Origin of the sequence: Pseudomonas sp. PH1b, assembly GCF_000633395.1 — a bacterium.
GTDB lineage: Bacteria > Pseudomonadota > Gammaproteobacteria > Pseudomonadales > Pseudomonadaceae > Aquipseudomonas.
On the sequence record NZ_AYMU01000007.1, the window covers coordinates 364,429 to 377,144 of the forward strand.

Consider the following 12,716-nt stretch of genomic DNA (forward strand, 5'->3'; position numbering starts at 1 on the left):
ACCTCGCAGCTGCGGGGTTTTTTTATGCCTGGAATATCCCACATGAAATTAAACCCTGTTGTTGCTCAGTTGCGGGCGACCTGTCCGACCTTTGCCCATAGGGTCACGGGCGGCATTGATTGGGATGCTGTGGCGGAAAGCGCCAAGTTGGATTTGCCGGCCGCCTACGTGATCGCATCCGCCGATGCGGCAGACGATAACCAGGCACAGAACACAGTACTTCAGCGGATCACGGACCAGTTCGCCGTTGTCGTCGTTCTTGAGGCCACGGACGAACGAGGGCAGGAAGCCAACGACCTATTGCACGACATCAGGGCCGAGTTGTGGCGTTCGCTGATTGGCTGGAAGCCGGCGCCCGAGTACACGCCTCTGGAGTACGGCAAGGGCGCCTTGCTCCACCTCAGCCGCGCTCGGGTCGTGTATCAGATGACCTTCGTCGCGTCCTTCCAGCTTGGCCGCAACCTTCCCCAAGAGCCTGGCGAAACCTGGGCCGAGCTGGCAGCGGATGGCCTCGTGCCGTTTGAGGGGGCGACTTTCAACATGGACTGCATCGATCCGGCGGATCCCAACCTGCGGCAGCCCGGCCCGGATGGGCGCATCGAAGTCAAATTTTCAGGAGACGCAACACCATGACCCAGCGCATCACAGTGGTACCGTCCTCGGGCCGCGCAGTGCCTGACCCAGAAGCCGGCGATCTGTTGCCGGCTGAGGGGCGGGAAGTTCCGGATAACGCTTGGTGGCGCCGTCGTCTGTTGGATGACGACGTGACGCTCAAGCCAACCAAACCCGCCAAGGCCGTCGCCGCGGCGACTCAAGAGGGGCCGAAGTAATGGCTATCGGATTCAGCAACATCCCCGCGGATATCCGCGTTCCGCTGTTCTATGCGGAAATGGACAACTCCGCAGCAAACACCGCCGCTTCGGCCATGCGCCGCTTGATCGTCGCCCAGGTGAACGACAACGCACCCAGCGAAGGTGCCGGCAAGTTGGTGCTGGTGCCCAGCGTGGCATTGGCGAAAAGCATCGGCGGCCAAGGGTCGATGCTCGCCGCGATGTACGACACCTGGCGCAAGGCAGATCCCATTGGCGAGATCTGGTGTTTGCCGCTGCTGAGCACTGAGGGGGTCAAGGCAGCGGCCAAGGTCACTCTGTCCGGCACTGCCACCGAGGCCGGTCTGTTGAGCCTGTATGTAGGCGGTGTTCGTGTTCAGGCCACCGTCACAGCGGCAGCAACTGCCGCGGTGGCCGCCTCGGCACTCGCGGTAAAAATCAATGCCGCCGCCGATCTGCCAGTGACTGCCAGCGCTGCTGCCGGCGTCGTGACGCTGACCTGTAAATGGTCGGGCGAGAGCGGCAACGATATCGGCATCGTCCTGAACCGCCTGGGCAAGACCAATGGCGAGTTTACCCCGGCGGGGTTGACCGTTGAGCTGACCCAGATGCTGGGCGGCGCGGGCGTTCCGGATCAGGTAGACGCCATTGCCGCGTTGGGTGATGAACCCTTCGAATTCATCTGTGTGCCCTGGTCCGACACCACCACGCTGAACCAGTGGCAGGCGGTCATGGATGACAACGTGGGGCGCTGGAGCTGGGCCAAGCAGTTGTTCGGTCATGTGTACAGCGCGAAGCGGGGCACCGTCGGTACCCTGGTGGCAGCCGGTCAGGCGCGCAACGATCAGCACATCACCATCCAGGCCCTTGAAAACGGTGTGCCGCAGCCGGTGTGGGTCCAGGCCGCGGCCCTGGCGGCACGGACGTCAGTCTTCATTTCCGCCGATGCCAGCCGCCCCACGCAAAGCGGGTCGCTGCCGGGCCTGGATCCGGCCCCGGCCAGTGAGCGTTTCACCCTCACTGAGCGTCAGTCGCTGCTGAGCTATGGGATCGCTACGGCGTACTACGAGGGGGGCTATGTGCGCATTCAGCGCTCAATCACCACCTACCAGAAGAACGCCTACGGCCAGGCAGATAACTCCTACCTGGACAGCGAAACCATGCACCAGTCGGCGTTCATCATCCGCCGGATGCAAAGCGTGATCACCAGTAAGTATGGGCGCCACAAGCTGGCGAACGACGGTACCCGGTTTGGCGCCGGCCAGCCGATTGTCACGCCGAGCACTATCCGCGGTGAGCTGATTGCCCAGTACGCCAAGCTGGAGCTGGAAGGGCACGTGGAGAACGCCGAGCTGTTTGCCGAGCACCTGGTGGTCGAGCGTGATTCGCGTGACCCGAGCCGTGTAAACGTCCTGTTCCCGCCGGACTACATCAACGGCCTGCGCATCTTCGCGCTGCTCAATCAGTTCCGCCTGCAGTACGACGCGGCGGCGTAACGCAGCCATTGCACCTACAGCCCGCCATGAGCGGGCTTTTTCATTCGGGAGAAGACCATGGGTCAATTAGTAGCGGGTACCACCTACGTCAAGGTCGACGGGGCGCAATTCACTGTCACGGGAGGGGCCGAGGCTCCGTTGATGACGGTGAAGCGAGAGACGGTCGCGCCGGGGTTCTACAAGGAAGAAGACTTGCCGGCATACCTGAAGATGACCGCCATCCTGGCCCCGGATCTGGACTTCAAGAAGATCGTCAACGGGCGTGACATGACGGTCACCTGCGAGTTCAAGAACGGCAAGGTGTATGTACTGGCAGGGGCCTATCTGGTCGGTGAGCCCTCCTACAAGGGCGACGACGGTACCGCCGAATTCGAATTCAACGGCATCAAGGGGACCTGGCAATGAGTCAAGCAATCAAGCTGCAGGTGCCGATTGAGGCCCACGGTGAAACGCTGGTCGAGCTGACCCTGCGCCGCCCGACGGTGCAGGAGGTGCGGGCTATCAAGGCGCTGCCCTACAAGATCGACAAGAGCGAAGAGGTCGGCCTCGACATGGATGTCGCCGCCAAATACATCGCGGTGTGTGCGGGCATCCCGCCTTCGTCGGTTAACCAATTGGATCTGGTCGATCTGAACGCTTTGAGCTGGGCGGTGGCCAGTTTTTTCATGACTGCGGCGTCCACGCCATCGACGACTTGATCGCGCTGGCCTACGACCTGGCCTGGTTCTGGAAGATCGACCCCGAACAGATGATGGCCAGGCCCCTGGACCTCATTCTTGAATCGCTGAGCCACGCCCAGCGGATAAACCAATCCCAGCAGGTGCAGTGATGGCGGACAAGTTCCAGCTCAAGGCGTTGATCACGGGCGTTGACAAGCTGTCGCCAACGCTCACCGGGATCCGCAAGAACGTTGCGGGCTTTCGCAAGCAGATGGAAAGCTCCGGCCTGGGCAAGATTGGTTTCCGGGATCTGCTGCAGGGTGGTGCATTCGCCGCGCCCTTTGTGGCTGGGGCGAAGGCGGCCATCGACTTTGAATCGTCCATGGCGGACGTGCGCAAGGTGGTGGATTTCGACACCCCGGAACAGTTCAAACAGATGGGCCAGGATGTGCTCGGGATGTCTGAGCGGATGCCGATGGCAGCGAGCGGCATTGCCGCGATTGTTGCTGCAGGCGGTCAGGCCGGCTTTGCTCGGGAAGAGCTGAAGCAGTTTGCTGAAGACGCGGTAAAGATGGGTGTTGCCTTTGACCAGACCGCCGACCAGTCCGGCGACATGATGGCCAAGTGGCGAACCTCTTTCAAAATGACCCAGCCGGAAGTGGTGGCTCTGGCGGACAAGATCAACTATCTGAGTAACACCGGGCCTTCATCAGCGCAGCAGGTCGCGGACATCGTGACCCGCATTGGCGCGCTGGGGGGCATCGCGGGGCTTTCCTCGGGCCAGATCGCTGCCATGGGTGCCACCTTGGCGGGGGTGGGCGTGCCGAGCGAAGTAGCTGCAACAGGCATGAAGAACTTTATGCTGGCCCTCACCAAGGGAGGCGCGGCAACGAAGCAGCAATCACAGGCGTTCAAGTCGTTGCGCCTCGACGTGAAGCAGGTTGCCAAGGGCATGCAGCAAGACGCTCAGGGCACGATTCAGGACGTTCTTGATCGCATTGCGAAGGTTGACCCAGCGAAGCAGGCCGGCTTGCTCACGCAGCTTTTCGGCACTGAGTCGGTGTCGGCGATTGCCCCCATGCTGACCAACTTGGACCTGCTGAAAACCAGCTTTGCCGCGGTAGGCAAAGAGGGCAAGTTCGCCGGCTCGATGCAGCTTGAGTATGAGACGCGATCCAAGACGACGGCCAACGCCTTGCAGCTCATGCAAAACAAGGTGACCCGGTTGGGCATTGAGATCGGCAGTGTACTGTTGCCGCCGCTCAATGATGTCCTGACCACCATCGGCCCGCTGATTTCTGAAGTGTCCGCCCTGGCGGCGGAGCATCCCGAGGTGATCAAGGGCGTTCTCGGGGCGGGTATTGCCTTTGGCGTCCTTCGCTTGGCGGTGTTGGCCAGTACGGTCGCCATGAAGGTGTTCGGCGCCGTGACGTCCATTTCTCCCGTGGGGCTGATTGTGCGGGGTATCGCGTTGGCAGCAGGGTTGTTGATCGCCAACTGGTCCACCGTCGGGCCGTACTTTCAGGCGCTGTGGGAGAAGATCAAGGGGCCGGCCATGGTGTTGTGGGGCTGGTTTAAACAAGCCTTCGCTTTCACTCCGCTGGGCTTGGTGATCGAAAACTGGGGGCCGCTGACCGAGTTCTTCAAGGCCATCTGGGGGGTGTTGGTTGCGATCTCGGGCCCGGCCTGGGATCTCATAAAGCACATGTTCGACTGGTCCCCGTTGGGAATCATCATCCAGAACTGGGAGCCGATCACCGCTTGGTTCAAGGGGTTGTGGGAAAAGATCAAACCCATCATTGAGCCGATCCTGCGCTTTATGGGCGCCGGGGAGGGTGGTGACGGAATCATCAAGACCGCGACCGATAAGGCAAACGCCTTCGCTGAGGAACAGCGCAAGCGCAATGCCGGGGAGGGCGGCGGTACCGGTGACTTCCTGCGCTCGGACGCTGCGAAGGTCATGCAAGAGCGGCAATCGTTCTTGAACAAGACCCAGGGCGGGGCCAGTGCCGGCGATCTGTTGCGGGCGCCGGGCCAGGTTCCGCCACCGGGCAGCCTGCTGCAGCAGACTGCCGCAGCAAACGCCCAAAGCCTGAAGGGCCAGATCGATATCAACCTCAACGGCGCGCCGCCCGGGTCCACGGTCGAAGAGTCGAAAACCAACCAGCGCGGCCTGAACATCAAGCCGAACGTTGGGCGGCGCACTGTCGGTGCAGAGAGGTAGCAGAATGGAAAGGACATGGCGCGACGAACTGCTGCCGGCGTCATTCAGAGGCATCAGCTTTCTGATTGACCGGGCCGCGGTGCCGGTGGGCATGAAAGGCCAGTTGCACGAATTCCCCCAGCGGGATGAACCGTACTTTGAGCAGTTGGGCCGGCAGTCGCAGGTTCACGCCCTGACGGTGTGGATCATCGGTGACGACTGTTTCGAGCGGCGTGACAAATTTCTTGAGGCAGTCCAAACCCGGGGAGCAGGGGAACTGGTGCACCCCTGGCTCGGGCGAATGCAGGTCAAGGCCGGCGAATGTGAGATGAACCACAGCCGACGCGAGGGCGGCCTGGTCGCCTTCGACGTGGTGTTTTATCCGGATAAGCCGCTGCAATTCCCGGTGGCCCGCGTCAACACCCAGCAGCAGGTGGTCAAGTCGTCGGAAGGTCTGCTGGACTCCGCGCTGGCCCGGTACAAAGCGGCGATGGCGAAAGTTGACCAGGCTCGCCTGGGCATCATCGGTTTGCGCAATAGCTTGTCGAGCGTTTATAGCGTGATTCAGCAGCAGTTCGCGCCGCTGGTGGGCCTGTTCACGAACCTCAGTGGTTTTGTGCAGTCGCTGATCAACTCGCCCGGAGCGCTGGGGGCGTTGTTCTCCAGCTACTTCAGCGACTTCACCGGCCTGGACTTCTCAAGCCCTGGATCCAGCTATCGCGGTTCCATTGCGTCAGCGACACAGCACAGCGAGGCGGTGACGGGCATCAACACGGTGAGCCAGGCCGCAGGGGCTGACACGAACGCAGCCGCACAGGCTACGGCTGACCTGGTGCAGGACGCGCTACTGGTACAGGTGGCGCTGATCGTCAGCGAGATGCCGGTGGCGAGTCAGCCAGTATCGAACGACTCCACCCCATCGGTTGATCAGCAGGCTGTGCAGCCGGTTGAACGGCCCGAGGTGCCCGTGGCGGATGATGTCATTGAGCTGCGGGACAGCCTGAGCGAGGCGATCTATGAGGCCTCCCTCAAAGCGGACCCGCGGCACTATCAGGCCCTGACCAACCTTCGCCAGACGCTGGTGAAGCACCTGACCGCCGTCGCCCAGTCTGGCGTGCGGCTGGTGGAGATCACCCCCGACGAAGTGCTGCCGGCCCTGGTGCTGGCTTACCGACGCTTCGGCGACGCCACGCGGGCGGGGGAGGTGGTGCAGCGCAACCGCATTCAGCACCCCGGCTTTGTGCCGCCGGTCCCGCTCAAGATCGCTCGGGAGTAACCCATGCTCGATACACAGAACGTCGTCAGCCTCACGGTTGACGGTGTGGATTACAGCGGCTGGAAATCAGTGGAAATCTCGGCAGGGCTGGAGCGCCAGGCCCGGGACTTCAACCTCGGTATTACCTGGAAGTGGGGCGATCAGAAGATCGAGGTGCCGATCAAACAGGGTGCAAAGTGTCAGGTGAGCATCGGTGATGACCTGGTGCTAACCGGCTGGGTGTTCGGTACGCCGATCAGCTATGACGACAAGCAGATCACTCAGTCGGTCACCGGGCGGTCGCTGCCGGCGGATCTGGTGGACTGCGCCGCGGTGAACAAGCCGGGGCAGTGGAACAGCCAGGGTGTGCTGTCGATTGTCAAGGCGCTGGCTGCGCCCTACAAGATCGCCGTGCGCAGCGAGATCCCTGAAAGCTCAAAGCTATCCGACCACACCATCGAGCCCGGCGAGTCGGCATTTGAGTCCATTGACCGGCTGCTGACGCTGTTCCGGGTGTTCTCCACTGATGACGCCCGCGGTATGGCAGTGCTCGCCAAACCGGGCAGCGAGGGGCGGGCCTTCGATGCCCTGGCCGTGGGGCGGAACATCAAAGCCGGCGATGCTCCGCTCGACTTCTCGGGGGTGTATTCGGAGTACCAGGTGCTGGGGCAAAAGACCGGTACCGATGAAGAATTTGGTGAAGCCGCGGCGGAGGTGTCGGCCAAGGTCACGGATGAACGAACGACCCGACGGCGCGTGAAGATCATTCAGGAGTCGGGGCAGGTCACCCAGGAGCTGGCCCAGGCCCGGGCCAACTGGGAGCGCAGTACGCGGATGGGCAAAGCGCTTTCCGCGACCTACACGGTGCAGGGCTGGCGGCAATCGAACGGTCAGCTGTGGAAGCACAACATGATCGTCCGTGTTGTGGATCCGATCATTGGCTTCGACCGCGACATGCTGATCGCCGAGATCACCTACAGCCTGAGCGACCAGGGTATGACCACGAAAATGTTGGTCGGCCCGCCGGATGGATTTGAGCCCGAGCCGGACGATTCCCACAAGAACCGCAAGCTGAAGAAGGGCGGCAAGGGCGACAACTTCGAATACCTGATTCCCGCTGACTATGAGCCTAAAAAATGAGCCTGATGAAGATGCTTGCCCGCGGCACGGTGGTACTGGCTGACGCGGCGAAGAAGCTGCAAACCCTGCAGGTGCGGCTGACGGCTGGAGAAGTGAAGGACAAGGTTGAACACTTCGAACCCTATGGCCTCACCAGTAACCCACTGGCGGGGGCTGAAGTGTTGACCGCGTTCCTCGGTGGGGATCGGTCCCATGGGGTGGTACTGGTGGCTTCAGATCGCCGGTACCGCGTGCAGGAGTTGAAGCCCGGCGAGGTCGCGATCTACAGCGACGAAGGCGACAAGGTGCACCTCAAGCGCGGGCGTGTGATCGAGGTCGTCACCGAGACGCTGAACATCACCGCCAGTACCGCCGTGAACATCGATACGCCGCTGCTCACCCAGACAGGAAAGATCGTTTCACAGGGTGACCAGATTGCCGGTGGGATCAGCCAGATCAATCACATTCACGGCGGCGTCATGCCAGGCCCAGGCCAGACCACTAAGCCAGTTCCAGGGGGCTGACGATGATCATATCGGGAACCCTTGAAACCTCGCTTGTTCGGGCGGTGGTGATCAGCCTGTTTACCTGGCGCCGTGCCGCGACCGATGACCCGATTGACGATGAAGAGCGCTTCGGCTGGTGGGGCGACAGCTTCCCGGCGGTGGTCGATGACCGGATCGGCTCTCGCCTCTGGCTGTTACGCCGGGTAAAGCTCACCCGAGAAACCCAGCTCGATGCCGAGTTCTATGCTCGGGAGGCTCTGCAATGGCTGCTCGACGACGGCGAGGTCATTCGCATCGAGATACGCAGCGAGCGGGCCACGGACAGCCGCCTGAACCTCGGTGTGATCCTGACTATCTCCACGGGCGAACGCCTGGAGATCCACCCAACAGAGCTATGGCAGGTGATTTATGCCGTTTGAAACCCCCACGCTTCCCGTGCTGGTCAATCGCACGCAAAGCGACCTGGCCGGCGATGCGTTGCGGCGCTCCGATGCTCAGGTGTTGGCCCGAACGCTGAGCGGTGCTGCCTTCGGCCTGTATGGTTACCTGGGCTGGATCGCCGAGCAGATTCTGCCGGACACGGCTGAAGTCGAAACGCTGGAGCGGATCGCCTCCCTTCGCCTTAATCAACCACGGAAGGCTGCGCAGCCGGCCCAAGGTACGGCCAGCTTTACCGCGGTCGCCGGCGCAGTGCTGGACGCGGACACCGTATTGCAGGCCAGTGATGGCCGGGCCTACCGCGTCACTGCAGGAGTAACCACGGTTGCGGGTACCAACACCGCGACGCTTGAAGCGGTGGACGCTGGAACGCTGGGCAATGCGGACGCCGGCCTGGTGCTAAACCTCGTTCAGCCGGTCCAGGGGGTGGCGGACTCGTTCACTGTCCTGGCTCCCGGCCTGCAGGGCGGTGTGGCCCAGGAAAGCGTTGAGTCATTGCGGGCCCGGGTGATTCAGTCCTATCGCGTGATACCTCATGGCGGCTCGGCGGATGACTATGAAACCTGGGCATTGGAATGCCCCGGCATAACCCGGGCCTGGACCCGGCGGCTGTATCTGGGGCCGGGCACCGTGGCGGTGTTTGTGATGCGCGATGACGATGCCGACCCGGTGCCAACGGTTGAACAGCTGGCCGAGGTGAAGCAGTACATCGAACCCCGGCGCCCGGTAACGGCTGAGGTGTATGTCCTGGCCCCCACGCGCAAATCGGTGGTGTACAGCATCCGGCTGAACCCGGACACCTCTGCGGTTCGGGCTGCAGTCGAGGCGCAATTGCGTGATCTGCATGCGCGAGAGGCGGCCCTGGGTGAGCCCCTTTTGCTGACTCACATCGCCGAAGCCATCAGCGGATCCGCTGGTGAGTGGGACCACCAACTGGTGGCGCCGGTTGCTGATGTAACAGCGAAGCCTAACGAGTTGCTGACGTATGGGGGCTGCCTATGGCTGGCTTAAGAACAGCGGATCAATACCGGGCTCAGTTGAGGGCGCTGCTCCCGGCGGGGCCGGCCTGGGAGCCTGAGCGCGTCCCTGAGTTGGCGTCAGTGCTGACTGGCTTGTCGCAGGAGCTGGCGCGCATCGAAGCCCGGGCCTTCGCCTTGCTGAATGAGATGGATGCCGGTGGCGTGAATGAGCTGGTGCCGGACTGGGAGCGCGTCATGGGGCTGCCAGATCCTTGCATTGGGCTTGAACCGGTATTTGAGGACCGCCGTCTGGCGGTGCGTCAACGGCTGACGGCGGTCGGCGGGCAATCCTGTGGCTACTTCATCGAGATCGCGGTGCGCCTCGGCTATCCCGAAGCCACCGTCACGGAGCACCGGGCACCTAGGTTTGGCCGCTCCCGTTTTGGCGCAGTCCACTTCGGCACCTGGGCTGCACAGTTCATGTGGACGCTGAACACGGGGCCGCGTCGGCGCCTGGGGCGGCGCTTTGGGGCCAGCTATTGGGGTGAGCGTTTCGGGGTCAACCCGAGCGGCGCCCTTGAATGCGTTATCCGTCGCAGCGCTCCGGCGCATGCGCTGGAATTCATCAATTACGGTGTAGGTGTGTAAATGGATTATCCAAAGAGTGTGCCCAACGTGGGGTTGGTCAATGGCAAGTTTGTTGACGAGAACACTACTACCGGGCAAGTCGGCTCGTTGATTCCGGCGAGCTGGGGGAATGGTGTTACTACTGAAATTCTGAATGTTCTAAAGGCGGCATCAATAGTGCCCGATGAATTAAATAATGATCAACTATACAAAGCAATTAATAAAATTGTTGCTGAGAGCGGTATTACAAAAGAAGACCTCAATAAAAAGGCAGATAAGGCGACAACCCTCGCAGGCTATGGCATTAACAACGCTTACACAAAGGACGAAGCGAATAATAAATTCATGGCCCCGCTTGGCTTCCCCCCTGTACAGCAAGGCACGGGCATAGGCCAAACGAGCAGCGCGATTAAGATTGGTTGGTCAGCAGGTGGGCAGCTCAAGGCGACTGCTGATACAACCGACCTCGGGCATTTCTGGATGTCGCACAACTTTAACCCTTCTAGCAAAGCAGACGCCTCCGCCGTCGCTCAGGCTACCGAAGCGGCACGCGGTACTGTGATGCTTGCGGGCTTTGCTGACGTCAATGCCGGTGATGGTTTTAAGGCTATGACGGCCAGCATGTTCATGAACTTCAGCCTCGGCTTCAGGCAAGTATGGAGGGACATGCTTGGGTCTAGGGCTGCAGGTGTCGGGTACTTAAACAGCACTGGAAAACCGATCATGGTCAGCGTCATTTCTAGTACAGCGGATCGCGGCCTGTATATTCATGTAGACGGCGTTGTGGTCTCAAAGCAGGGGCAGGAAGGCGGCACGGGAAGCGACTTCAACTGTGTTCAAGCCATCATTCCACCTGGTTCCACGTATGCCGTCGGCCTTTTAGGCGGCGCAACAATCTCGCACTGGGCAGAGTTGAGGGCTTAAAAGTTGGAATACTATCTTGACGAAAATAGCGGGGCACTCTTCGCGTATGACGATGCGGATGCGGCGGAAAAGTTTGCACCAAAGCACTTGAAGCCAATCTCTGAGAAAAGGGCCAGAGCCATAATCGAAGAGCTTAACAAGCCATCGCCTATTTCGATGACCGTTGAAGAACGCAAATGGCGCGACGGCGAGCTGTCATCGGTGATGTGGTTGCGCGAGCGGCACCGGGATCAACTGGAGATTGAAGCCCCTGCAACGCTGACAGGTGAGCAGTTCAAGGAGCTGCTTGTGTACATGCAGGCGCTGCGTGACTGGCCGCAATCGGCGGACTTTCCCGATGCACTACGCCGGCCTGCAGCACCGCCTTGGATAGCAGAGCAAGTCGAGTAAACGCCCCGCGCTGACGGGGCGTTTTCATTTCTGACCACTGAGGTTTTCCTTATGCCAATCACAACGCAGCAGCTGCTGCAGATCCTCCCCAACGCCGGCGCTAAAGCCGGCGTTTTTGTTCCTGCTCTCAACGCGGCCATGAGCAAGTACGCAATCATCACCCGCCTGCGCATGGCGGCGTTCATCGCGCAGATCGGCCACGAGTCCGGCCAGCTTCTGTACGTGCGCGAGCTGGGCAGCGATCAGTACCTGAGCAAGTACGACACCGGCACCCTGGCCAAGCGCCTGGGTAACACCCCCGAAGCGGACGGCGACGGCCAGAAGTACCGGGGCAGGGGGCTGATTCAAGTCACCGGCCGCGCCAACTACGAAGCCTGCAGCGAAGCTCTGTTCAGCGATGCTCGGCTGCTCAACACCCCGGAGCTGCTGGAAAGCCCGGTCTACGCTGCTCTGTCGGCTGGGTGGTTCTGGCAGAAGGCCGGCCTGAACACCCTGGCCGACAAGGGCGACTTTCTCACCATCACCAAGCGCATCAACGGCGGTACCAACGGCCTGGCGGATCGCGAGGCGCTGTATGAGCGTGCGTTGAAGGTGCTGCCTTGAAGGCCCCGGGTTGTTTGTTGCCAGCCCTGGCCCTGGTGCTGGGGTTCGCCCTAGGTGGTTGGCTGGCATGGACGTGGCAGGCCAACGCCTACGGCAAGGATCTGGCTGACCAGGCCGAGGCGTACAGCAGTGATCGCGAACAGGCCGCCACGGCGGTGATCAACTGGCAGGAAACTCAGCAGGACGCCCGCCGTGCCCTGGAGGATCGCCTGCAGGCGAATGACGAAACCCACTACAAGGAATTGCGCGATGCTCAAACGAACCAGGCTCGCTTGCGTGATCGGCTTGCTACTGCTGATTTGCGGCTGTCAGTCCTACTCAACACCGCCGCCCAGGGTGGTGGCGGTGGGTTGCCAACCACCCCCGGCGCCTGCGACCTGGTTCATGGAGGTACGCGAGCCGAACTTGACCCAGCGGCTGCTCAACGAATTGTCGCCATCACAGGAGACGGCGACCAAGGACTGATAGCCCTAGCTGCTTGCCAAGATTACATTCGAGCGGTCAGCCAGTAGTTGGTTGCCATTGCTCTGCCATCACGGGTAGGTATTATGACGAAAGGTTATCAAGCAAAAGGAGTTCACATGAAACCAGTCTTTGCTCTAGTCGGCGCTCTCGCCGTTGCTGCATCTTTTTCAGCGTTTGCTCAGGACTATCCAGTCAAGACACTTAAGGCAAATTCAATCATTTTGAATCGCCCCGGGTTTCCT

General features: G+C 61.2%; 17 protein-coding genes. All 17 read left to right on the forward strand.

Going from position 1 to position 12,716, the window contains the following annotated elements:
• Positions 1-42: 42 nt before the first annotated feature.
• Genes U873_RS0114295 through U873_RS0114375 form a run of 17 tightly spaced genes read left to right on the forward strand, consistent with a single transcriptional unit; the run spans position 43 to position 12,521 of the window.
• Positions 43-633 (forward strand): hypothetical protein, encoded by a 591-nt coding sequence (locus U873_RS0114295; protein WP_025128904.1) that lies wholly within the window; start codon positions 43-45, stop codon positions 631-633.
• Entirely contained in the window at positions 630-830 is a 201-nt protein-coding gene (locus tag U873_RS0114300) for a DUF2635 domain-containing protein (protein ID WP_025128905.1), read from the forward strand. Before U873_RS0114295 ends, U873_RS0114300 begins: the two co-directional genes overlap by 4 nt.
• Entirely contained in the window at positions 830-2,326 is a 1,497-nt protein-coding gene (locus U873_RS0114305; RefSeq protein ID WP_025128906.1) for a phage tail sheath subtilisin-like domain-containing protein, read from the forward strand. The genes U873_RS0114300 and U873_RS0114305 overlap by 1 nt, the downstream gene beginning before the upstream one ends.
• Before the next feature lie 57 nt (positions 2,327-2,383).
• Positions 2,384-2,731 (forward strand): phage tail tube protein, encoded by a 348-nt coding sequence (locus U873_RS0114310; RefSeq protein WP_025128907.1) that lies wholly within the window; start codon positions 2,384-2,386, stop codon positions 2,729-2,731.
• The gene (locus U873_RS0114315) at positions 2,728-3,024 is read left to right on the forward strand and encodes a phage tail assembly protein (protein ID WP_025128908.1); all 297 of its coding nucleotides are present in this window, start codon (positions 2,728-2,730) and stop codon (positions 3,022-3,024) included. Before U873_RS0114310 ends, U873_RS0114315 begins: the two co-directional genes overlap by 4 nt.
• Positions 3,021-3,155, forward strand: coding sequence for a hypothetical protein (locus tag U873_RS37245; protein ID WP_256244341.1), 135 nt, complete (start codon positions 3,021-3,023; stop codon positions 3,153-3,155). Before U873_RS0114315 ends, U873_RS37245 begins: the two co-directional genes overlap by 4 nt.
• On the forward strand, positions 3,155-5,209 hold the full coding sequence (locus U873_RS0114325; RefSeq protein WP_025128909.1) for a phage tail tape measure protein: 2,055 nt from the start codon (positions 3,155-3,157) through the stop codon (positions 5,207-5,209). Before U873_RS37245 ends, U873_RS0114325 begins: the two co-directional genes overlap by 1 nt.
• Positions 5,210-5,213: 4 nt before the next feature.
• The gene (locus U873_RS0114330; protein WP_025128910.1) at positions 5,214-6,464 is read left to right on the forward strand and encodes a DNA circularization protein; all 1,251 of its coding nucleotides are present in this window, start codon (positions 5,214-5,216) and stop codon (positions 6,462-6,464) included.
• Positions 6,465-6,467: 3 nt separating this feature from the next.
• Positions 6,468-7,583: a phage baseplate assembly protein gene (locus U873_RS0114335; RefSeq protein ID WP_025128911.1), complete on the forward strand. Its 1,116-nt coding sequence runs from the start codon at positions 6,468-6,470 to the stop codon at positions 7,581-7,583.
• Positions 7,580-8,086: a phage baseplate assembly protein V gene (locus U873_RS0114340; protein WP_025128912.1), complete on the forward strand. Its 507-nt coding sequence runs from the start codon at positions 7,580-7,582 to the stop codon at positions 8,084-8,086. Before U873_RS0114335 ends, U873_RS0114340 begins: the two co-directional genes overlap by 4 nt.
• Before the next feature lie 2 nt (positions 8,087-8,088).
• On the forward strand, positions 8,089-8,487 hold the full coding sequence (locus U873_RS0114345; protein ID WP_025128913.1) for a phage GP46 family protein: 399 nt from the start codon (positions 8,089-8,091) through the stop codon (positions 8,485-8,487).
• Positions 8,477-9,517 carry a baseplate J/gp47 family protein gene (locus U873_RS0114350; protein ID WP_025128914.1) on the forward strand — a complete coding sequence of 347 codons (1,041 nt, stop codon included), beginning with the start codon at positions 8,477-8,479 and terminating at the stop codon, positions 9,515-9,517. The genes U873_RS0114345 and U873_RS0114350 overlap by 11 nt, the downstream gene beginning before the upstream one ends.
• Complete coding sequence (locus U873_RS0114355) at positions 9,505-10,113, forward strand: YmfQ family protein (RefSeq protein ID WP_025128915.1); 609 nt, start codon at positions 9,505-9,507, stop codon at positions 10,111-10,113. The genes U873_RS0114350 and U873_RS0114355 overlap by 13 nt, the downstream gene beginning before the upstream one ends.
• Positions 10,114-11,016, forward strand: coding sequence for a hypothetical protein (locus U873_RS37250; RefSeq protein ID WP_025128916.1), 903 nt, complete (start codon positions 10,114-10,116; stop codon positions 11,014-11,016). It abuts the gene before it with no gap.
• Between the two features lie 3 nt (positions 11,017-11,019).
• Positions 11,020-11,406: a phage tail assembly chaperone gene (locus tag U873_RS0114365; protein ID WP_025128917.1), complete on the forward strand. Its 387-nt coding sequence runs from the start codon at positions 11,020-11,022 to the stop codon at positions 11,404-11,406.
• A 51-nt stretch (positions 11,407-11,457) separates the two neighbouring features.
• Positions 11,458-12,009 carry a glycoside hydrolase family 19 protein gene (locus tag U873_RS0114370; RefSeq protein WP_025128918.1) on the forward strand — a complete coding sequence of 184 codons (552 nt, stop codon included), beginning with the start codon at positions 11,458-11,460 and terminating at the stop codon, positions 12,007-12,009.
• Complete coding sequence (locus tag U873_RS0114375) at positions 12,006-12,521, forward strand: lysis system i-spanin subunit Rz (RefSeq protein ID WP_025128919.1); 516 nt, start codon at positions 12,006-12,008, stop codon at positions 12,519-12,521. The genes U873_RS0114370 and U873_RS0114375 overlap by 4 nt, the downstream gene beginning before the upstream one ends.
• Positions 12,522-12,716 lie beyond the last annotated feature (195 nt).

Bases quoted from the DNA above. Each gene is read 5' to 3' on its own strand.
- U873_RS0114330 (WP_025128910.1), top strand. From the start codon at position 5,214: ATGGAAAGGACATGGCGCGACGAACTGCTGCCGGCGTCATTCAGAGGC.
- U873_RS0114295 (WP_025128904.1), top strand. From the start codon at position 43: ATGAAATTAAACCCTGTTGTTGCTCAGTTGCGGGCGACCTGTCCGACC.
- U873_RS0114305 (WP_025128906.1), top strand. From the start codon at position 830: ATGGCTATCGGATTCAGCAACATCCCCGCGGATATCCGCGTTCCGCTG.
- U873_RS0114370 (WP_025128918.1), top strand. From the start codon at position 11,458: ATGCCAATCACAACGCAGCAGCTGCTGCAGATCCTCCCCAACGCCGGC.
- U873_RS0114325 (WP_025128909.1), top strand. From the start codon at position 3,155: ATGGCGGACAAGTTCCAGCTCAAGGCGTTGATCACGGGCGTTGACAAG.
- U873_RS0114355 (WP_025128915.1), top strand. From the start codon at position 9,505: ATGGCTGGCTTAAGAACAGCGGATCAATACCGGGCTCAGTTGAGGGCG.
- U873_RS0114300 (WP_025128905.1), top strand. From the start codon at position 630: ATGACCCAGCGCATCACAGTGGTACCGTCCTCGGGCCGCGCAGTGCCT.
- U873_RS37250 (WP_025128916.1), top strand. From the start codon at position 10,114: ATGGATTATCCAAAGAGTGTGCCCAACGTGGGGTTGGTCAATGGCAAG.
- U873_RS0114350 (WP_025128914.1), top strand. From the start codon at position 8,477: ATGCCGTTTGAAACCCCCACGCTTCCCGTGCTGGTCAATCGCACGCAA.
- U873_RS0114315 (WP_025128908.1), top strand. From the start codon at position 2,728: ATGAGTCAAGCAATCAAGCTGCAGGTGCCGATTGAGGCCCACGGTGAA.
- U873_RS0114335 (WP_025128911.1), top strand. From the start codon at position 6,468: ATGCTCGATACACAGAACGTCGTCAGCCTCACGGTTGACGGTGTGGAT.
- U873_RS0114340 (WP_025128912.1), top strand. From the start codon at position 7,580: ATGAGCCTGATGAAGATGCTTGCCCGCGGCACGGTGGTACTGGCTGAC.
- U873_RS0114310 (WP_025128907.1), top strand. From the start codon at position 2,384: ATGGGTCAATTAGTAGCGGGTACCACCTACGTCAAGGTCGACGGGGCG.
- U873_RS0114345 (WP_025128913.1), top strand. From the start codon at position 8,089: ATGATCATATCGGGAACCCTTGAAACCTCGCTTGTTCGGGCGGTGGTG.